A 17973-nucleotide genomic window follows, 5' to 3' on the forward strand; every position below is an offset into this window, starting at 1 on the left:
ACGTTTTTACCTTGGAATATTCAGTGACAAACGGCGTAATCCAGCAGTACTGCGGCCTACACGGGTGTTCCAAGTTTCATACACATTTTACTCACAGCGTTATCCACAGGTCTTGCGTTGCTAAGCCTCCAAAAACGCATTATCTTGTACCTCGGCGCCAAAAAAACCCTACATGTAGGGTTTTTAGCGAAAAGACCCAACACAAATCAGACGAGAAACTCAAGCCCTTTCTTGCTCCTGTTTGGTCTGACCCCTGGATTATTTGAAAGCCCAAACCGCTCAAGCGGATGGCAACCGTTTTCAAGCTCCAACAGCGCAAAACGGTACGGGTGTTGCAGTGCTTGAACCTGGCAACTGTCACCCACCAGGAATACGGCGAAGGGCCTTTGAGCCCCGAACCGAAGACTTCGGCATGGAAGCGGCGCAAACAGCTCCCTTCCTCCTGTCCCGAAGTTGTTATGCCAGGCCCAGGCCTGCTGTAAGTGCTTCAGGACGGAACGGTGGGCACCGTGATGGTGCCCAAATAAATATAGAAATGTGGAGACAACCCCCCATGCAAACCGACACAACTCGCGAGAACCCGCAGGGCTCCGTGCCGCAGGCCGCTGATTCGAATATGGATCTGTCCGCCACTGCACCTGGCCAACTGCGCGTGATCAAGCGTAACGGCACTGTCGTTCCTTACACCGATGACAAAATCACCGTCGCCATCACCAAAGCGTTTCTTGCAGTTGAAGGCGGCACCGCTGCTGCCTCGTCGCGCATCCATGACACCGTTGCCCGCCTGACCGAACAAGTCACCGCGACCTTCAAGCGTCGCATGCCGTCGGGCGGCACCATCCACATCGAAGAAATCCAGGACCAGGTCGAACTGGCCCTGATGCGTGCCGGCGAGCAGAAAGTAGCCCGCGACTACGTGATCTACCGTGACTCGCGCGCCAAGGAACGTGCCGTGCGCGCCCCTGCCGCCGACGCCGCCGTACAGGCGCACCCGTCGATCCGCATCACCCTGGCCGACGGTACCTTTGCACCGCTGGACCTGGGCCGCCTGAACACCATCGTCACCGAAGCCTGCGAAGGCCTGGAAGAAGTCGACGGTGAGCTGATCCAGCGCGAAACCCTGAAGAACCTGTACGACGGCGTGGCCCTGACCGACGTCAACACCGCCCTGGTGATGACCGCCCGTACCCTGGTTGAACGCGAGCCAAACTACTCGTTCGTGACCGCGCGCCTGCTGATGGACACCCTGCGTGCCGAAGGCCTGGGCTTCCTCGGCGTGGCCGAGAGCGCCACCCACCACGAGATGGCCGACCTGTACGCCAAGGCCCTGCCGGCCTACATCGCCAAGGGTATCGAATACGAATTGCTGAACCCGGTCCTGGCCACCTTCGACCTGGAAAAACTCGGCAAGGCGATCAACCACGAACGCGACCAGCAGTTTACCTACCTGGGCCTGCAGACCCTGTACGACCGTTACTTCATCCACAAGGACGGTATCCGCTTCGAATTGCCACAAGTGTTCTTCATGCGCGTGGCCATGGGCCTGGCGATCGAAGAAAAGCATAAAGAAGACCGTGCGATCGAGTTCTACAACCTGCTGTCGTCCTTCGACTACATGTCGTCGACCCCGACCCTGTTCAACGCCGGCACCCTGCGTCCACAGCTGTCGAGCTGCTACCTGACCACCGTGCCGGATGACCTGTCGGGCATCTACCATGCGATCCACGACAACGCCATGCTGTCCAAATTCGCTGGCGGCCTGGGCAACGACTGGACGCCAGTGCGTGCACTGGGTTCGTACATCAAGGGCACCAACGGCAAGTCCCAGGGCGTAGTACCGTTCCTGAAAGTGGTGAACGACACCGCCGTCGCCGTGAACCAGGGTGGCAAGCGCAAAGGCGCTGTGTGTGCCTACCTGGAAACCTGGCACATGGACATTGAAGAGTTCATCGAGCTGCGCAAGAACACGGGCGATGACCGTCGTCGTACCCACGACATGAACACCGCCAACTGGATCCCTGACCTGTTCATGAAGCGTGTCTTCGATGACGGCAAATGGACCCTGTTCTCGCCCTCCGAAGTGCCGGACCTGCACGACCTGACCGGCAAGGCCTTCGAAGAACGCTACGAGTACTACGAAGCCCTCACCGAGTACCCAGGCAAGGTCAAGCTGTTCAAGACCATCCAGGCCAAGGACCTGTGGCGCAAAATGCTGTCCATGCTGTTCGAAACCGGCCACCCATGGCTGACCTTCAAGGACCCATGCAACCTGCGCAGCCCGCAGCAGCACGTGGGCGTGGTCCACAGCTCGAACCTGTGCACCGAGATCACCTTGAACACCAACAAGGACGAGATCGCCGTTTGCAACCTGGGCTCGATCAACCTGCCGAACCACATCGTCAACGGCAAGCTGGACACCGCCAAGCTGGAGCGCACCGTCAACACCGCCGTACGCATGCTCGATAACGTTATCGACATCAACTACTACTCGGTGCCACAGGCGCAGAACTCCAACTTCAAGCACCGTCCAGTCGGCCTGGGCATCATGGGCTTCCAGGACGCGCTGTACCTGCAGCACATTCCTTACGGTTCGGATGCAGCGGTCGAGTTCGCCGATAAGTCCATGGAAGCGGTCAGCTACTACGCGATCCAGGCTTCCTGCGACCTGGCCGACGAGCGCGGCGCCTACGAGACGTTCCAGGGTTCGCTGTGGTCCAAGGGCATCCTGCCGCTGGATTCGCAACAGATCCTGATCGAGCAACGCGGCCAGAAGTACATCGACGTTGACCTGAACGAATCCCTGGACTGGGCGCCGGTACGTGCCCGTGTGCAGAAAGGTATTCGTAACTCCAACATCATGGCCATCGCACCGACCGCGACCATCGCCAACATTACTGGCGTATCGCAGTCGATCGAACCGACCTACCAGAACCTGTATGTGAAATCGAACCTGTCGGGCGAATTCACCGTGATCAACCCGTACCTGGTTCGCGACCTGAAAGCCCGTGGCCTGTGGGACTCGGTGATGATCAACGACCTGAAGTACTACGACGGTTCCGTGCAGCAGATCGAGCGCATCCCGCAAGAACTCAAAGAGCTCTATGCGACGGCCTTCGAAGTGGACACCAAGTGGATCGTTGACGCCGCCAGCCGTCGTCAGAAGTGGATCGACCAGGCTCAGTCGCTGAACCTGTACATCGCCGGCGCATCGGGCAAGAAGCTGGACGTGACCTACCGCATGGCGTGGTACCGTGGCCTGAAAACCACTTACTACCTCCGTGCCCTGGCCGCGACCAGCACCGAGAAGTCGACCATCAACACCGGTAAGCTGAACGCGGTTTCCAGCGGCGGCAACCATGGTGATGATTCGGTGCTCGCAGCGCCAGCCGGCCCGGCGCCAGTGCCAAAGGCTTGTGCGATCGACGAGCCGGATTGCGAAGCTTGTCAATAAGCTGAGCGAGTAACTGAAAGCCCGTTAACCCTTGAAGGGTTAACGGGCTTTTTAGTGCGACGACAGCGCTTACTTCTGCTTACCTGCCGCTCTATGTAAAGGCGTAAGCCTGCCCTGGATCCTCCCTTTGAGGGCGTCCACCTCGCCCACCCCATAACTCTATTTGCCCTCCAATCACAGCCATTGAATGGCCACCGTAATTCACAACGCCCAACGCGCCACCGGCAAGCTCATTACTCGTAGTCTGCCTGTACAGACCTTTCAGCCCCAAGCGCTTGAGCCCTTCATCAGCGTGCTCACCGTCGTTCAAGCTTATCGCCGCATCCAAAAAACTTCTCTTGGCATTATGATCGTTTTCTCCCCATCCCCCGGGATTCCCCTCCAGATGAGCCCGCTTGGCGCTGGCCGCATACATAAAGTTGGCATTGGTCATCATTTCGGGGTCATCCCCCCTGAACCGAGCCTGTTGTGCCGCCTGCGTCAATTCATTCTTGCTCAGATGGAGCTGGAACCCATCCCGCATCTCCACGTCCCAGCCATCGCCTGCCGCTTGGACGTCCTTGAAAACATCAGTGGGTTTCTGGCCAAACTTCATCATTGCGGCCTTTATTCCTGAAACCGTGACGCAGTTTCCGTCTGGCCCCTGTGTGAAACCAGACCAGATATTGCCGGCCTCTCTGCCCATTCCGGGTTTTTCCCCGGGGTTGCTCTTGTCAGGCTTATAGTCAGTGTAACGAGCCCCCTCGGTAAACGGCTTGTTACTCATGGACTCTACGGAGCCAAAATCTCTCGGATTAACTCCGCCACCACCACCACCACCACCACCACCACCACCACCACCTGGAGATGGCGATGGCGGCCCCGGAGACGGCTCATCCGGAAACAAATCCGGAAACAGTCTCTTCAACCACGCGAGCCAATCTTCATAGGCGTCTTTTTTCAGCTCGTCGATGATCCGCTTGAATTTTTCCTCTCCGAGTTCCTCTCGTAGTTCATTCAGCTTGTCACGCAGATCCTGGACGGTCTGGTTCTTGGAGGTCTTCTCGGCATCCTCGAGCTCTTTAAGAAGCTGACTGACCGCTTCCTTATCCTTATTGTTGGCACCTACGTTGTCCGTCTTGTCATCTGAACGACTTACGCCCTCCAGATACTGCCCTGCCCTGCCACTGTCATAACCTATACCTGCGGGCCATTGGCCGGCCCGCGACGAACTCCACATACCCGCTCTCCCCTTGACTGGTGAGCCCATCGGACTCTGACCTGATCAGTGGCGAGGCGGGTATGGAGCGTTCCTCACGCGCGTTTTTCACCTCGTTATTCTCGTCACGGCATGTTTTCCTGCGCCCACAAAAAAACCCCTCTTACGAGGGGTTTCTTGTGGAGCATTACCGTATCAGGTCATCTGGATGATGGTCTGCATGATGGTGCTCTGGGTGGAGATGGTCTTGGCGTTCGCCTGGTAGTTGCTCTGGGCCTTGATCAGGTCCACCAGCTCGTTGGTCAGGTTGACGTTGGAGTTCTCCAGGGAGTTGGCCACGATCGAACCCAGCGTACCGGATTGCGGTGCGTCGTAACCCGGCTGGCCCGAGGCGAACGTCTCTCTCCAGGCGGTGCCGCCGGATGGCTGCAGGCCCTGCTCGTTGTTGAAGCTGGCCAGAGAGATCTGGCCGATGGCCTTGCTCTGCTGGTTACTGAAGGTGGCGAACAGCACACCGCTGCCGTCGATCTTCAAGCCGGTGATCTGGCCAGTGGCATAACCGTCGGTGACCGGCGGGTTACGGTAGCTGGCCGAGTTGTACTGGGTGATGTTGGCCATGTTGACGGCAATACCGCCAGCGTTGGCCGCTGCACCGTTAGGCGTCCAGACACCATTGACCAGGCCGCCCGGCTTCCAGTTGGAAATAGTCAGGGTGGTATTGGACACGGTGGCTGGCGGGGTGACGATCCCGGTGAGCTTGCCGGCGGTGTCAAACGACAACGTCGAGGCTACGGGCGCCGTGGAACCGGTGCCGCTGATCGGGGTGCCGTCAGGGTTACGCCCGTCAATCAGGGTGTAGGAGTTCCAGGTGTTGGAACCGGTTTTCACCAGGTACTGCACCATAGGATGCGCATTGCCCTGCGTATCGTAGAGCGTGGTGGAGTATTGAGTGTTGAAGCTGTCCGTCTTGGTCGGATCAAAGGGGTGCAAAGTCTGATCGATCGGCAGCTCGGACGAGTTCAGGTTACTGGTGGAGTCCACCTTGCTCGAAGCCTTCGGCGGCAGGTTCGACAGGTTCAATTGCAGGTCGGTCAGGCCGCCCTTGATGATCTTGCCGTCAGCATCCGCCGCATAGCCCTGCAGGCGCGAGGTACCGGTGTTGTTGGTGATGTAGCCGTCCTTGTCCGCACGGAAGGCGCCGCTGCGGGTGTACTCCAGCGAGCCGTCGGTACCCTTCTGCACGAAGAAGCCGCCGCCCTGGATCGCCATGTCCAGGATGCCGCCACTGTTGTTGACGTCGCCCTGGGTGAACTGCTGGGACACTGCCGCCAGGTTCACACCGTTGCCGATGCTGTTCTGGCCGGTACCCAGTTTGGAGGCCGCGTAGATATCCGCGAATTCAGCACGGGACGATTTGAAGCCAGTGGTCGCGACGTTGGCGATGTTGTTGCCGGTCACGTCCAGTTGTTTGTTGGCCGCATAGAGGCCGCTAAGGCCGATGTTAAAAGACATGTTTCTCTCCCTCTGCCGTATTTAGCCGGCTCTATGTACCGATAGTCTGAATTTGCGACAGCTTGATGCTGCCCATGCCGCCCGCCAGGTTCAGCAGCATTTCGCCGCCGGTCTGGCTCAGGGTCACGCTCGTTACCGTTGCCGGCAGCGACGTGGCCAGGGCAACCGCATCGCCCTTGTCGTTCTTGGTGGTGGCATTGAAGGTGTAGGTGCCGGCTGGGGCGACCGCGCCCTTGTCGTCCTTGCCATCCCAGATAAAGCTCTGGTTGCCGGCAGCCTGCTCGCCCATATCGATGGTGCGCACCACGGCACCGTCCTTGTCGGTGATCTTGATGGAGACGTTGCCCACCGCCGAAGTCACCGCTACCGAACCGGTCATGCTCTTGCTCGTGTCCACGCTGGACTGGCTGGTCTGGATGACCACCGAACGCCCTACCAGCGACGACGCTTGCAGTGCTTGCGACGAGCTGAAGTTGCTGGAGATCGCGTTGACCGAGTCGTTCAGGGTGTTGATGCCTTCCAGGCTGCTGAACTGAGCCAACTGGGCCACGAACGCGCCATTGTCCTGGGGCGACAGCGGGTTCTGGTTTTTCAGCTGGGTCACCAGCAACTGCAGGAACGCATCCTTACCCAGCGACTGGCTGCCTGTCGCCGCCTTGGTAGCGCTGTTAAGACTGCTGTTGTCCGTTGCGGTCTTGACCTTGGAATTGAAAAGGTCCTGGACTGCCGAGTTGTTTGACGTATCAACGATGGCCATTATTTGGCGCCCCTTATCACTGACCCAGGGTCAGGACCTTCTGCATCATGGTTTTGGCGGTGTTCATCATTTCCGCGTTGGTCTGGAACGAGCGGCTGGCGGAAATCATGTCGGCCATCTCCTCGACCACGTTGACGTTGGGGTAGTAGACATAACCCTTTTCGTTCGCGGCGGGATGGTTAGGCTCGTAACGTGCTTCGAGGTTGCTCTGGTCTTCGACCACGCCGAGCACCTGCACGCCCTGGCCGGCGGCGTCCTGGTTCTGGAACAGCGAATCGCTGCCGCCGCTCTGGCCGCCCTGGAACATGGTGGCAAATACCGGGTGGCGGGCGCGGTAGGTCTGGTCAATGCTCGAAGACACGGTCTCGGCGTTGGCGATGTTACTGGCGACGGTGTTGAGGCGCGTGGTTTGAGCGCTCATGCCACTACCGGCAATATTGAAAACACTGGACAGGGACATGGCTTACTCTCCACGCAGGGCTGACATCAGCCCTTTGAATTTGCTGTTGAGCAGGGTAAAGCTGGCCTGGAAGTTCACCGAGTTTTCGGCATAGGCCGATTGCTCCAGCTGGGCGTCGACGGTGTTCTGGTCGATGGATGGCTGCATCGGCGTGCGATACAGCAGCGACTCGTCACCACTGCTCAGGCCTTGCGCTTCAATATGACGGCTGTTGGTCATGTTCAAGGCGAAGGTACCGTTCTTGGTCTTGTCCTGCTGTGCTGCGAGCACGGCGGAGAAGTCCAGGTCCCGAGCCTTGTAGTTCGGGGTATCGGCGTTGGCAATGTTGTTGGCCAGGACTTCAGCGCGCTGGGCGCGGAAGCCCAGGGCTTGTTCATGGATACCGAGCGCTTTATCGAAGCTGATGCTCATGGCGGAAACCTTTAGGCTGACCTGCTGTGCGTTAACAGGGTTATAGCAAGGTGCATGCCAATCTTGTGAAAGCACGGATATCAAGGGGTTGCGGGGAGCTTGCCGACGGCAATGCCAGAAAAGCGGCAACCGTTTTCCGCGTGACGCCAGTAAAGCGGCAATGGGGAGTTGCCGCTTTCTTCAACTTTGCCGCAAAAAAAATGTAGGAGGGGGCTTGCCCCCGATAGCGGTGTATCAGTGATAGATACATCAACTGAACCACTGCTATCGGGGGCGAGCCCCCTCCCACATTCTTTATTACTTGGCCTGGTAGATGATCCCCGGGCTGCACTGCACCATCTGGAAATGATCGGGCAGGCCGTTCAACGCTTCGGATGCACCGAGAAACAGGTAACCGCCGCGCTTGAGGGTGCCGTGGATGCGCAGCAAGATGTCTTTCTTCACTTCGGCAGAGAAGTAGATCAGCACGTTGCGGCAGAACACTATGTCGAACTTGCCCAGGCTGGCGTAGCTGTCGAGCAGGTTGAACGAGCGAAACTCCACTCGGTTCTTGATCGGCGCCTTGACCGCCCAGCGCCCCGCCCCTTTCGGGTCGAAGTAACGTTGCAGGCGCTCCTGGGACAGGCCACGCCCCAGGGCCAGGCTGTCGTACTCGCCGGTCTTGCAGTTGGTGAGCATGGTGCCGGATAAATCCGTCGCCACAATTTGCGCACCGGCCTTCAACTGGCCCATGTTGGTCCGCTCGAATTCATCGATGGTCATCGAAATCGAGTACGGTTCCTGCCCCGAAGAACAGGCTGCCGACCAGATGCGCAAGCGCTGGCCCGGGCTGGCCTTGATAGCCTCCGGCAACACTTTGCTCTTGAGCACCTCGAAGGGGTATGTATCGCGAAACCACAGGGTTTCGTTGGTGGTCATGGCATCGACCACCATTTCCTTGAGCCCACTGCGCGGCTGGCTCTGGATCCGCTGGACCAACTCACCCAGGGACTTGATGCCCTGCTGTTCCATCAGCTTGTTGAGACGGCTGGATACCAGGTATTGCTTGTTTTCACCAAGCAATATGCCACAGGCTTTTTCCAGGAAGACCCGGAACTGTTCGAAATCCAAATTACCCGTAGACAAAGATACCGCCTCTTAAATCGTGTGACCGCCAGGGAAAAAGCCCCTAGCCGTGATCTGCTGCCTTGATCCGGTCGACTACCCGGGATGCCAGGTCATCAGGGCGGAATTTGGCCAGAAAGTCGTCGGCACCGACCTTCTTGACCATCGCCTGATTGAATACGCCCGACAACGAAGTATGCAGGATGATATGCAATTTTTGCATGCGTGGATCGTTACGTATCTCAGCCGTGAGGGTGTAGCCGTCCATTTCCGGCATCTCGATGTCGGAGATCATCATCAAGAATTCTTCTTCAGGCTTCTTGCCTTCATCGACCAGCTTGCGCAGGTAATCCAACGCCTGGCGACCATCATTGAGCGCCACCACGTCCACGCCGACGGTTTGCAGGCAACGGGTCACCTGCTTACGCGCCACCGAAGAATCGTCCACCGTCAGTACGCGCAAGGAAATCGCCTTGTGCGCGGTATCGGCGTCCACCACACCGACCGAAATCGATTCAGAGGTGGGCGCCACTTCGGCGAGGATTTTCTCCACGTCGATAATTTCTACAAGCTGGTTGTCCACCCGCGTCACTGCCGTGAGGTAGTGATCGCGACCGGTGCCCTTGGGTGGCGGATGAATTTCTTCCCAGTTCATGTTGACGATGCGTTCCACCGAGCGCACCAGGAAACCCTGGGTCTTGGTGTTGTATTCGGTAATGATCACAAACGGGTTCTCGCGATCCTGCAGACCGGACGACCCTGTCGCCAAGGCCAGGTCAAGAATCGGGATGGTCGCGCCACGGATGTTGGCCACGCCACACACCACCGGACTGGACTTGGGCATGATCGTCAGCTTGGGGCACTGCAGCACTTCCCGCACTTTGAACACATTGATGCCGTATAGCTGCTTGCCGTCCAGACGAAACTGCAACAACTCCAGGCGATTCTGCCCTACCAGCTGTGTGCGCTGGTTTACTGAATCCATTACACCTGCCATGCCCAGACTCCTACGCTAAAACCTTCGGGGGTACGACGCGTACCCAATACTAAACGGCACGAGCTTTGCTATTTATTGGCTATGGACATTAAAACGACAGTTTCCCGACGCCTTCGCCTCCCACGCAGCCGCAGATTGCTCTGCGTCTCGATGGCGTTGCTTGCCTTGAGCCTGGGAACCACGGCCCGCGCAGATAACGTCACCTTGCCTGATCTACTTATCGGCGTCACTCAAGGCTTTCTTGAGTTCACTGTAGAAGATTATCTGGCGACCACCCAGACACCTGGGCGCTATGAAATCCAGGTCAACCAGCTAGACCCGCGCTTGCGCATGCCAATGTGCGACAAGGAATTGACAGCGTCCCTGGAAAGCCCCGCACAGCCTATCGGCCGTGTGACGGTGAAGGTTCGCTGCGAGGGCGCCGCGCCCTGGACCGTGTTTGTGCCAGCGCAGGTCAAGTTGTTCCGCGATGTCGTGGTGGTGGTAAGACCGTTGAAACGCACTGGCATCATCGGTTTCGAGGACGTGGCCTTGCGTGAACGCGACATCAGTTTGATCAACCAGGGCTATCTGACGTCGGTCGATCAGGCCATCGGGCAGAAACTTACCCGACCAATGGTCACCGATCAGGTCATTACCCTGGTCCATCTGGAGCAGGCCGAGGTGGTTCGCAAGGGTGACCAGGTGGTAATTTCCGCGAGCAGCGGCGGTTTGAATGTGAAAATGCCGGGTGAAGCGCTGTCCAACGGAGGCATGAGTGAGCAGATACGCGTCAAGAACCTCAACTCCAATCGTGTCATCAAGGCACGGGTGACAGCCCCCGGACAAGTCGAGGTTGCTTTATAGATCACTGGAATAGGACGCCAGCTTTTCCTACACTGTGTGCCAGATGTTGCGCGTGCAGGTTTATTGTCAATCGAGCCTAAAGTTTGTCCGGGTATGGCCGAAAACATGGCAAGCGTCCAAATACCCAGAGGTTTTTAATTATCATGGTCATCGATTTCAGTCGTTTGAATAACTCCCCGGCATTGCCAGGCACTACGCGCACCAGCGGCACCAAGGACAGCGTAGAAGCCAAGGCCCAGCCTCTGCCTGCCAAGACAGAACAGGCCAGCGCCAGCCAAAGCGGGGAATCCGTACACCTGAGCAATGAGGCTCAACAGTTGCAGAAGGTCACTGACTCGCTGCGCGACCAACCTGTGGTCAATAAAGCCCGCGTGGCCGAATTGAAACAGGCTATCGCCGATGGCAGCTATAAAGTCGACAGCAACCGTGTAGCCAGCAAGCTGCTTAACTTCGAAGCCGAGCGCTAGGCAAAGGCCTGCGCAGGGCTTTTGGACGCTTAAAACCAAGGCCAGCCATGCACCACGACGAAACCTTGCTTCAACTGATCATTGATGATCTGGCGCCGACGCAACAATTGCTCGAGCTGCTGAAAGAAGAGACCCTGGCCCTCTACGGCCGGGATATGCCTCTACTGGAAGATATCCTGGCGCGCAAACAGTCGCTGATTGTCCTGCTGGAACAGCATGGCAAGAAGCGCAGCCAGATTCTCACCAGCCTGGGCCTGCCGGCCGATCACGACGGCCTCGCCCAACTGGCCAGCCACTCCTCGGTCGGCGATCAACTGCTGGCCCAAAGCAAAGAACTCAACCAATTGCTCAGCCAGTGCCAGGAAGTCAACCTGCTCAACGGCCAGTCGATCCAGCTTCAGCAAGCTACGACCGCCAACCAGCTGCGTATACTCCACGGCGGTGAGCCACCGGCGCTGTACAACGCCCAAGGCTCTACCTCACGCTTGGTCAAACCAAGCACCCGCAGCCAAGCCTGACGCCCGTTTTCGGCACAGCCTATCCAAGGCCCGCCACATACTGGCAAAATGCCGGTTCTTGCGTGTAGTCGTATTTTGTCTGGAGATGGAAGAACCGTGTTCAACGCCCTTAATGCGGAAGATGCTCCGCAGCCACCCAAGGTGCTCACCACGCCTCTGGAAATCGCCGGCACCTTGCGAATGCTGCAAGAAAGCCATGATCCGCTGATCATCACCTTCCACGAACGCAGCCAGCGCTTCCAGAGCTACCTGGTCGATGTCGATCGGGACAGCAAGACCCTGGCCCTGGACGAAATGATCCCGCGTGATGGCGAACGCCACCTTGAGAATGGCGAACCCTTCCGCATCGAAGGCTTTCACGACGGCGTACGCGTCGCCTGGGAAAGCAATGGCACCCTGACCATCAGCGAAAAAGATGGCCATCGCATCTACACCGGCGCCATGCCGGGCGAGGTGGTCTACCACCAGCGCCGCAATGCCTTCCGCGCGGCACTGAAGCTGGCCCAACTGGTCAATATCGAGCTGGGCGGCGAGAAACTCAAGGCCCCGGTCAGCGGCAAGCTGCTGGATATTTCCGCCACCGGCTGCAAATTGCGCTTCGAAGGCGATATCTCCGAACGCCTGCAGTTGGGCCAGGTCTACGATCGCTTTATCGCTGCCCTGCCGTTCGGCAGCATGACCACCTCCGTCGAACTGCGTTACCTGCATTTCGAAGAGAAGATCAACACCACCTTCGCAGGCGTGCGCTTCCACAACATGAGCGGCCTGGTACAGCGCCAGGTCGAACGATTTGTGTATCAACTGCAACGCGAAGCGCGACGCTTCGACAAGGACGACGACTTCTAAGTGTGAAGATCGCGACAAAAAAACGGGCAGACCCTTTCAGGATCTGCCCGTTTTTGCTTTCAGGGGCGCGCCCTGCTCAGGTCATGGGGGTGCTCATCCGGACCTATAGGTTCTGGCGGTCCTTCGAAAGGCGGCTCATCCGTCGGTGGTACCGAGTCGACTTCAGGCTCAGGCTCAGCAGCAGCTGTCTGCATCTGCTCTTGCACCACTTGCTCATCGACCCGCGGGTCAAGTGCAGCCACCAGCGGCGAACTGGACATGCTGTCAGGCATGGCCACGTGCTGCAGGGGCGCATCATCGACCTGATGCAGGTTGGTCACGGCTTTAGGACGGATACGCCACACCAGGATCAGCGCACACAGGCTGAAAAACGCGTACAGCATCTGACTGCCAAATAGTTTCATCACCACGCCAGCCAGCAACGGCCCGATACTGGCGCCGACCCCGTAGGTCACCAGCAACATGGCTGTCAGCGATACCCGCCGATCACCTTCAACGTGATCGTTGGAAAACGCCACCGCCAGCGGGTACAGACAGAACTGCACCAACGAACACAGGAACCCGGCCACGAACAGCACCTCCAACGGCACCTTGCTCAGGATGGCCAACGGTAATGCCGCAACCGCCAGGCACAGGGCGAAGCAGCGAATCAACAACGCACGATCATAGCGATCCGACAGCCAGCCCAACGGCCACTGCACCACCAAACCGGCAAAAATGCAGCTACCCATGAACAGACCCACCTGCTCGGTAGTCAGCCCCTGCTGGGACGCATACAGCGGCGCCAAGCCGTAGAACGAGCCAACGATCAGCCCCGCCCCCAGCACCGTACTCAACGACTGCGGTACCCGCTTGATAAAGAAGCGCGGCTCCATCGGCGCCGGATGCAGCGGCGCCGGGTGAATACGCCGGGTCATGGCCACGGGTACCAGGCACAGGGCAAAGCACAGCGCCACCAGCATCAATAGCTCAAGGCCCAGCTGGGGATGCATCACCAGGATCAGTTGGCCCAGCACCAGGCCCAGGTAGGACGCGATCATATAGCCACTGAACACCACGCCACGCTGCCGGGCGTCCGCCTGCTCGTTAAGCCAGCTTTCGATAACCATGTACTGGCACATCATCCCCAAGCCCACGATGACCCGCAGCACGATCCAGGCCGGCAGCCAGTCGATCAGGCCATGGCCCAGCACGGCTGCACCGACAATGCCCGCACAGGTGGCGTAGGCACGAATATGCCCCACCCGGCCAATCAGGCGATGCCCGATCTTGCCGCCCAGCACCAGGCCGAAATAGTTGGCCGCCATCAAGGCACCCACCCATAGGCTGTCGACATGGTCAGCCGCCAGGCGCAACGCGAGGTAAGTACTGAGCAGGCCGGAGCCGATCAGCATCATCAAGGAGGCGAAATAAAGGGCTCGAAAAGATTTCCAGATCTGGCGCATCGGCGTTCCGAGCGGCTCCTTGCAGTGAGGGTCAGGGCTACCGGCATGATAGTCCTGGGTTGTTGGGTCCGGACAGGCGCTACGCGCTGTTTCCGAGGATTATTTTGTTTAAATTGATTGGCAACAGCTCTGACGTTGCCGGGGGGCGTGCGAGGTACACCGTTAGCAAAAATACACGACGCACCTGCTGTGAACCTCGATCAGCGGCAAGGTTCGACCTGAGTTTGAAAAGACTCTACGCGCACAAAAAAGCCCCGCCAGCGTTCACTGTGCGGGGCTTTGAATCTGGTGTCCCAGGGCCGGTTCGAACGGCCAACCTTCCCCTTAGGAGGGGGATGCTCTATCCAATTGAGCTACTGGGACAAATGACAGCCGTCGCAGCGATGGGCGCTGCGACGGACGGCGTGCATGTTAACGGCCAAGGTCGGATTTGTCATGTCGTCCGTGGGCTTTTTGAGTGTAGGCGCATGCCTGCCAGAAAGAGCAGGGTTTCGCCTCGTAAAACCAGGGCTGCCGAAGCCATCGTGCAAAATGCACTACCCCAAAATGCCAGCATTGCAATTTGCAACCCTCAGCCCCCTAAAAATAGCCTCAAACCATTGATTTAATTGAAATAATAGTTTGGCACGGCATCTGCAATACTTCTTCGACAAAATCCAATTTGGCCCAGTCACCGACGGAGAACATGACCATGAACAGTGCCCTTCTGTTAGCCCTCAATACCGTGGCCCTGGCCGTATTGGTGATGTTCCACTTCCAGCAGTCGCCGACTACCGACGACGACGCCAAGGTGAGCCAGGCCATTCCACACCACCTGCAGCAACGCCCGCAATTGGCAGTGATGACGGCCAACCCGCAATCACCGGTTCGCCTGGCCCAGAGCACACAGGCAGCACCTGCATCCGAACACTGGGTATTCTGAGGAAGCCTTCATGTCCAAATCTGCCTGGCTGTTTCTGTGCCTGACCCTGGTAACCGGTCTGCTCGGCCTGGAAACCTCCTCCCAAGACGGCCAAACCATCGCCTTCATCGCCAGCGCCATGTTCGCCGGATGCCTGGTTCTGACCCTGATTGTGGGCCGCCGGATCAAATTCGATCCCGTGCTGCGCTGAAGCATCGCTCGCCTGCGTTTCGCCCTACCTTATGTCGCCTCGCCTAGTAAATCGGCAAATTGCCACTAGTCTTAAGATTAGGGGCAAAAGGCCACATTGCTATAGGATGTGCGCCCTCAAACCCTGTTGCGGCCTAGGCCTGCGGGAAGATCGCCGAATCTGATCTTCTGCAGGAAAGTTTTCCAACCAGTCCGCAAAAATGCAAATCAGTGCTGGCATAAAGCCTTTAGTCAGTTCAATATTTGTCACAGAATTGACGCCAAGGAACTGGCAAATCTGAGGCATGATGCGGCCTCTTTGCAATTCAGGTTGAACTTTGGTCGTGAGCCTTGTCTTAACACTCATCTTGCGGCCAATTCCAAAAACCGCTCCCCTGAACTAACCGGTTAAATATATGCGCCCATTGAAACAGGCAATTTATTCCAGCCGTACGGCTGACAAGTTCGTCGTACGTCTGCCAGACGGAATGCGGGAACGCATTGCCGAGGTGGCTCGCAATCATCACCGCAGCATGAACTCCGAAATCATCGCGCGCCTGGAACAGAGCCTTATTCAGGAAGGTGCGTTGGGTGAAGAGTTGAGCATGCGCCTGGACAGCCCAGAGCTGTCACTGCACGAACGCGAACTGCTGCAGCGTTTCCGTCAGCTCTCCCACCGCCAGCAAAATGCTCTCGTCTCACTTATTGCACACGATGTCGAGGCGGCCGCAGAAGCCGACTGATCTACCCCTGAAAGCCGAAGCCAGCCTTGTGCTGGCTTTTTTTTGCCTTGAATTTGGGAAGGGGATTATTGCTGGAGCAAACTGGCTTGCGCTGGGAGGGGAACAAGCCCCCCCCACCACAACAAGCCAGCCCAGGAACGCGATCAAAGCAGGAAGATGGTTGCCAACCCCAGGAAGATGAAGAAACCACCACTGTCAGTCATGGCGGTAATCATCACGCTGGCGCCCATGGCAGGATCGCGCCCAAGGCGTGCCAGGGTCATGGGGATCAACACGCCCATGAGGGCGGCCAACAGCAGATTGAGGGTCATGGCGGCCGTCATCACCACCCCCAGGGACCAACTGCCATACAGCATGTAGGCCACAATACCAATCACCCCGCCCCACACCACGCCGTTGATCAGCGCTACCGCCAGTTCCTTGCGCATCAGGCGTGAGGTATTGCCGGTGTTCACCTGGTCCAGCGCCATGGCGCGCACGATCATGGTGATGGTCTGGTTGCCGGAGTTGCCGCCAATACCCGCTACGATCGGCATCAGTGCCGCCAAGGCCACCAATTTCTCGATAGAGCCTTCGAACAACCCGATCACCCTTGAAGCAATAAAAGCGGTAATCAGGTTGACGGCCAGCCAGGCCCAGCGGTTACGCAATGAACGCCAGACCGACGCAAAAATATCTTCCTCTTCACGCAGACCCGCCATGTTGAGGACTTCGGTTTCACTTTCCTCACGAATCAGGTCGACCATTTCATCGATGGTCAGACGACCGATCAGCTTGCCGTTCTTGTCGACCACCGGGGCAGAGATCAAGTCGTAGCGCTCGAACGCCTGGGCTGCATCGTAGGCATCTTCGTCCGGATGGAAACTCACCGGGTCGCTGGCCATGACATCGGCCACTTTCTTCTCTGGGTCGTTGACCAGCAGGCGCTTGATCGGCAGCACCCCCTTGAGAATGCCTTCGTAGTCGACCACGAAGAGCTTGTCGGTGTGGCCTGGCAGTTCTTTCAAGCGACGCAGATAACGCAATACCACTTCCAGGCTGACGTCTTCGCGGATGGTGACCATCTCGAAGTCCATCAGGGCGCCAACCTGATCCTCGTCATAGGACAACGCAGAGCGCACTCGCTCGCGTTGCTGGCCGTCGAGGGCCTCCATCAGCTCATGGACAACGTCACGGGGCAGCTCAGGCGCCAGGTCAGCCAGTTCGTCGGCGTCCATCTCCCTGGCTGCGGCCAGGAGCTCGTGATCGTCCATGTCGGCGATCAGGGTTTCGCGCACCGAATCGGATACTTCGAGGAGGATGTCGCCGTCGCGATCAGCCTTGACCAGTTGCCAGAGGGTCAGTCGATCGTCCAGCGGCAAGGCTTCAAGGATATAGGCGACGTCGGCAGAGTGCAGGTCATCGAGCTTGCGCTGCAATTCGACGAGGTTTTGCCGGTGAACCAGGTTTTCGACGCGGTCGTGATTCGGACCTTCCTGGCGGTGCGTGAGGTCTTCGACCACGCGCTGGCGCTGCAGCAGCTCGATGACTTGAGCCAGGCGATCCTGCAGGCTTTCTTGTGTTTTCTTTACTTCTACTTCGGTCATAGGCGAACTCCACTCCCAGCAGCGGGGCACGCCGGAAGGATCAATCAGTCAATTCATGATTGGTAAAACGGGATACTGAGTAACTACTGGGTAAGTCCATGGAGGTATTCCATAAGCCCCGGCGGGGCTGACGGGCGCAATGATACACCGCCCGGCCATTTTTAACGTCAAAAAACTGGAAAGAACAAGCGCTTGCGAGTCAAAGCTCAGCATTAGCCGCATCTATGAACTGCGACGACGCAGCCCGGGAGGAAAACACATGGGGCTGGAGAAAAAGAACACATTCCACATAAACCCCAGACGGCAAAAAGCCCGCACTAGGCGGGCTTTTTGTTTGTATGGTGCACTCGACAGGATTCGAACCTGTGACCGCTCGGTTCGTAGCCGAGTACTCTATCCAGCTGAGCTACGAGTGCAGATTGTGTTTTTAGACCAGATCACAACTGGTTGAAGCCGAACCACCTGCATTACTGCAACTGACTCTTAAATGGTGCACTCGACAGGATTCGAACCTGTGACCGCTCGGTTCGTAGCCGAGTACT

The 17973-nt window shown here is 57.9% G+C and carries 18 protein-coding genes and 2 tRNA genes; 8 read left to right on the top strand and 12 right to left on the bottom strand.

All coding sequences use genetic code 11. The annotated features are described in order from the left end of the window. Positions 1 to 553 precede the first annotated feature (553 nt). Positions 554 to 3451 (top strand): ribonucleoside-diphosphate reductase subunit alpha, encoded by a 2898-nt coding sequence (locus ACODSV_RS18975; protein WP_150056145.1) that lies wholly within the window; start codon positions 554 to 556, stop codon positions 3449 to 3451. 91 nt (positions 3452 to 3542) lie between these two features. On the opposite strand, the gene ACODSV_RS18980 is transcribed toward ACODSV_RS18975, so the two are convergent. The 7 genes from ACODSV_RS18980 to ACODSV_RS19010 form a co-directional block, all read right to left on the bottom strand. Beyond that, positions 3543 to 4670 (bottom strand): uL29 family ribosomal protein, encoded by a 1128-nt coding sequence (locus ACODSV_RS18980; protein ID WP_454843181.1) that lies wholly within the window; start codon positions 4668 to 4670, stop codon positions 3543 to 3545. A gap of 174 nt (positions 4671 to 4844) precedes the next feature. Then, positions 4845 to 6161 (bottom strand): flagellar hook protein FlgE, encoded by a 1317-nt coding sequence (flgE, locus tag ACODSV_RS18985; protein ID WP_069076855.1) that lies wholly within the window; start codon positions 6159 to 6161, stop codon positions 4845 to 4847. Between the two features lie 31 nt (positions 6162 to 6192). Continuing rightward, positions 6193 to 6918 (bottom strand): flagellar hook assembly protein FlgD, encoded by a 726-nt coding sequence (gene flgD / locus ACODSV_RS18990; protein ID WP_150055887.1) that lies wholly within the window; start codon positions 6916 to 6918, stop codon positions 6193 to 6195. A gap of 16 nt (positions 6919 to 6934) precedes the next feature. Continuing rightward, on the bottom strand, positions 6935 to 7378 hold the full coding sequence (gene flgC / locus ACODSV_RS18995; RefSeq protein ID WP_024076985.1) for a flagellar basal body rod protein FlgC: 444 nt from the start codon (positions 7376 to 7378) through the stop codon (positions 6935 to 6937). A gap of 3 nt (positions 7379 to 7381) precedes the next feature. Next, positions 7382 to 7789 carry a flagellar basal body rod protein FlgB gene (gene flgB, locus ACODSV_RS19000; protein ID WP_003175633.1) on the bottom strand — a complete coding sequence of 136 codons (408 nt, stop codon included), beginning with the start codon at positions 7787 to 7789 and terminating at the stop codon, positions 7382 to 7384. Positions 7790 to 8086: 297 nt separating this feature from the next. Continuing rightward, a complete protein-coding gene (gene cheR, locus ACODSV_RS19005) occupies positions 8087 to 8914 on the bottom strand; it encodes a protein-glutamate O-methyltransferase CheR (RefSeq protein WP_102624090.1) in 828 nt (275 codons plus the stop codon). Positions 8915 to 8957: 43 nt separating this feature from the next. Further along, positions 8958 to 9890 (bottom strand): chemotaxis protein CheV, encoded by a 933-nt coding sequence (locus tag ACODSV_RS19010; RefSeq protein WP_489046044.1) that lies wholly within the window; start codon positions 9888 to 9890, stop codon positions 8958 to 8960. Positions 9891 to 9971: 81 nt separating this feature from the next. On the opposite strand from ACODSV_RS19010, the gene flgA reads away from it, so the two are divergent. The 4 genes from flgA to ACODSV_RS19030 all read left to right on the top strand — a co-directional run bounded on the left by flgA (position 9972) and on the right by ACODSV_RS19030 (position 12567). Further along, positions 9972 to 10736, top strand: a complete 765-nt coding sequence (gene flgA, locus ACODSV_RS19015; RefSeq protein WP_024076988.1) for a flagellar basal body P-ring formation chaperone FlgA — start codon at positions 9972 to 9974, stop codon at positions 10734 to 10736. A gap of 143 nt (positions 10737 to 10879) precedes the next feature. Next, positions 10880 to 11203: a flagellar biosynthesis anti-sigma factor FlgM gene (gene flgM, locus ACODSV_RS19020; protein ID WP_024076989.1), complete on the top strand. Its 324-nt coding sequence runs from the start codon at positions 10880 to 10882 to the stop codon at positions 11201 to 11203. Positions 11204 to 11250: 47 nt separating this feature from the next. Continuing rightward, the gene (locus ACODSV_RS19025) at positions 11251 to 11721 is read left to right on the top strand and encodes a flagella synthesis protein FlgN (protein WP_024076990.1); all 471 of its coding nucleotides are present in this window, start codon (positions 11251 to 11253) and stop codon (positions 11719 to 11721) included. A gap of 96 nt (positions 11722 to 11817) precedes the next feature. Beyond that, on the top strand, positions 11818 to 12567 hold the full coding sequence (locus ACODSV_RS19030; RefSeq protein ID WP_024076991.1) for a flagellar brake protein: 750 nt from the start codon (positions 11818 to 11820) through the stop codon (positions 12565 to 12567). Between the two features lie 59 nt (positions 12568 to 12626). On the opposite strand, the gene ACODSV_RS19035 is transcribed toward ACODSV_RS19030, so the two are convergent. Further along, the gene (locus tag ACODSV_RS19035) at positions 12627 to 14012 is read right to left on the bottom strand and encodes an MFS transporter (RefSeq protein ID WP_150054351.1); all 1386 of its coding nucleotides are present in this window, start codon (positions 14010 to 14012) and stop codon (positions 12627 to 12629) included. 286 nt (positions 14013 to 14298) lie between these two features. Continuing rightward, a tRNA-Arg gene (locus ACODSV_RS19040) sits at positions 14299 to 14375 on the bottom strand. Between the two features lie 328 nt (positions 14376 to 14703). On the opposite strand from ACODSV_RS19040, the gene ACODSV_RS19045 reads away from it, so the two are divergent. Both ACODSV_RS19045 and ACODSV_RS19050 read left to right on the top strand, forming a co-directional pair. Next, positions 14704 to 14934: a hypothetical protein gene (locus tag ACODSV_RS19045; protein ID WP_024076994.1), complete on the top strand. Its 231-nt coding sequence runs from the start codon at positions 14704 to 14706 to the stop codon at positions 14932 to 14934. Positions 14935 to 14944: 10 nt separating this feature from the next. Continuing rightward, positions 14945 to 15124 carry a PA3371 family protein gene (locus ACODSV_RS19050; protein WP_024076995.1) on the top strand — a complete coding sequence of 60 codons (180 nt, stop codon included), beginning with the start codon at positions 14945 to 14947 and terminating at the stop codon, positions 15122 to 15124. A gap of 99 nt (positions 15125 to 15223) precedes the next feature. On the opposite strand, the gene ACODSV_RS19055 is transcribed toward ACODSV_RS19050, so the two are convergent. Further along, entirely contained in the window at positions 15224 to 15409 is a 186-nt protein-coding gene (locus ACODSV_RS19055) for a hypothetical protein (RefSeq protein ID WP_081329241.1), read from the bottom strand. Positions 15410 to 15518: 109 nt separating this feature from the next. On the opposite strand from ACODSV_RS19055, the gene ACODSV_RS19060 reads away from it, so the two are divergent. Next, a complete protein-coding gene (locus ACODSV_RS19060; RefSeq protein ID WP_024076996.1) occupies positions 15519 to 15845 on the top strand; it encodes an Arc family DNA-binding protein in 327 nt (108 codons plus the stop codon). A gap of 143 nt (positions 15846 to 15988) precedes the next feature. On the opposite strand, the gene mgtE is transcribed toward ACODSV_RS19060, so the two are convergent. Together mgtE and ACODSV_RS19070 are read right to left on the bottom strand one after the other, a co-directional pair. Beyond that, positions 15989 to 17431 (bottom strand): magnesium transporter, encoded by a 1443-nt coding sequence (gene mgtE, locus ACODSV_RS19065; RefSeq protein ID WP_069076860.1) that lies wholly within the window; start codon positions 17429 to 17431, stop codon positions 15989 to 15991. A 339-nt stretch (positions 17432 to 17770) separates the two neighbouring features. Next, a tRNA-Arg gene (locus ACODSV_RS19070) sits at positions 17771 to 17847 on the bottom strand. Positions 17848 to 17973: the final 126 nt, after the last annotated feature.

It is taken from the genome of Pseudomonas sp. FG86 (genome assembly GCF_057808775.1).

Coding starts and splice junctions, on each gene's coding strand:
- ACODSV_RS18975 (WP_150056145.1), top strand. CDS start 554: ATGCAAACCGACACAACTCGCGAGAACCCGCAGGGCTCCGTGCCGCAG.
- ACODSV_RS18980 (WP_454843181.1), bottom strand. CDS start 4,670: ATGTGGAGTTCGTCGCGGGCCGGCCAATGGCCCGCAGGTATAGGTTAT.
- flgE (WP_069076855.1), bottom strand. CDS start 6,161: ATGTCTTTTAACATCGGCCTTAGCGGCCTCTATGCGGCCAACAAACAA.
- flgD (WP_150055887.1), bottom strand. CDS start 6,918: ATGGCCATCGTTGATACGTCAAACAACTCGGCAGTCCAGGACCTTTTC.
- flgC (WP_024076985.1), bottom strand. CDS start 7,378: ATGTCCCTGTCCAGTGTTTTCAATATTGCCGGTAGTGGCATGAGCGCT.
- flgB (WP_003175633.1), bottom strand. CDS start 7,789: ATGAGCATCAGCTTCGATAAAGCGCTCGGTATCCATGAACAAGCCCTG.
- ACODSV_RS19010 (WP_489046044.1), bottom strand. CDS start 9,890: ATGGCAGGTGTAATGGATTCAGTAAACCAGCGCACACAGCTGGTAGGG.
- flgA (WP_024076988.1), top strand. CDS start 9,972: ATGGACATTAAAACGACAGTTTCCCGACGCCTTCGCCTCCCACGCAGC.
- flgM (WP_024076989.1), top strand. CDS start 10,880: ATGGTCATCGATTTCAGTCGTTTGAATAACTCCCCGGCATTGCCAGGC.
- ACODSV_RS19025 (WP_024076990.1), top strand. CDS start 11,251: ATGCACCACGACGAAACCTTGCTTCAACTGATCATTGATGATCTGGCG.
- ACODSV_RS19035 (WP_150054351.1), bottom strand. CDS start 14,012: ATGCGCCAGATCTGGAAATCTTTTCGAGCCCTTTATTTCGCCTCCTTG.
- ACODSV_RS19045 (WP_024076994.1), top strand. CDS start 14,704: ATGAACAGTGCCCTTCTGTTAGCCCTCAATACCGTGGCCCTGGCCGTA.
- ACODSV_RS19050 (WP_024076995.1), top strand. CDS start 14,945: ATGTCCAAATCTGCCTGGCTGTTTCTGTGCCTGACCCTGGTAACCGGT.
- ACODSV_RS19055 (WP_081329241.1), bottom strand. CDS start 15,409: ATGCCTCAGATTTGCCAGTTCCTTGGCGTCAATTCTGTGACAAATATT.
- ACODSV_RS19060 (WP_024076996.1), top strand. CDS start 15,519: ATGCGCCCATTGAAACAGGCAATTTATTCCAGCCGTACGGCTGACAAG.
- mgtE (WP_069076860.1), bottom strand. CDS start 17,431: ATGACCGAAGTAGAAGTAAAGAAAACACAAGAAAGCCTGCAGGATCGC.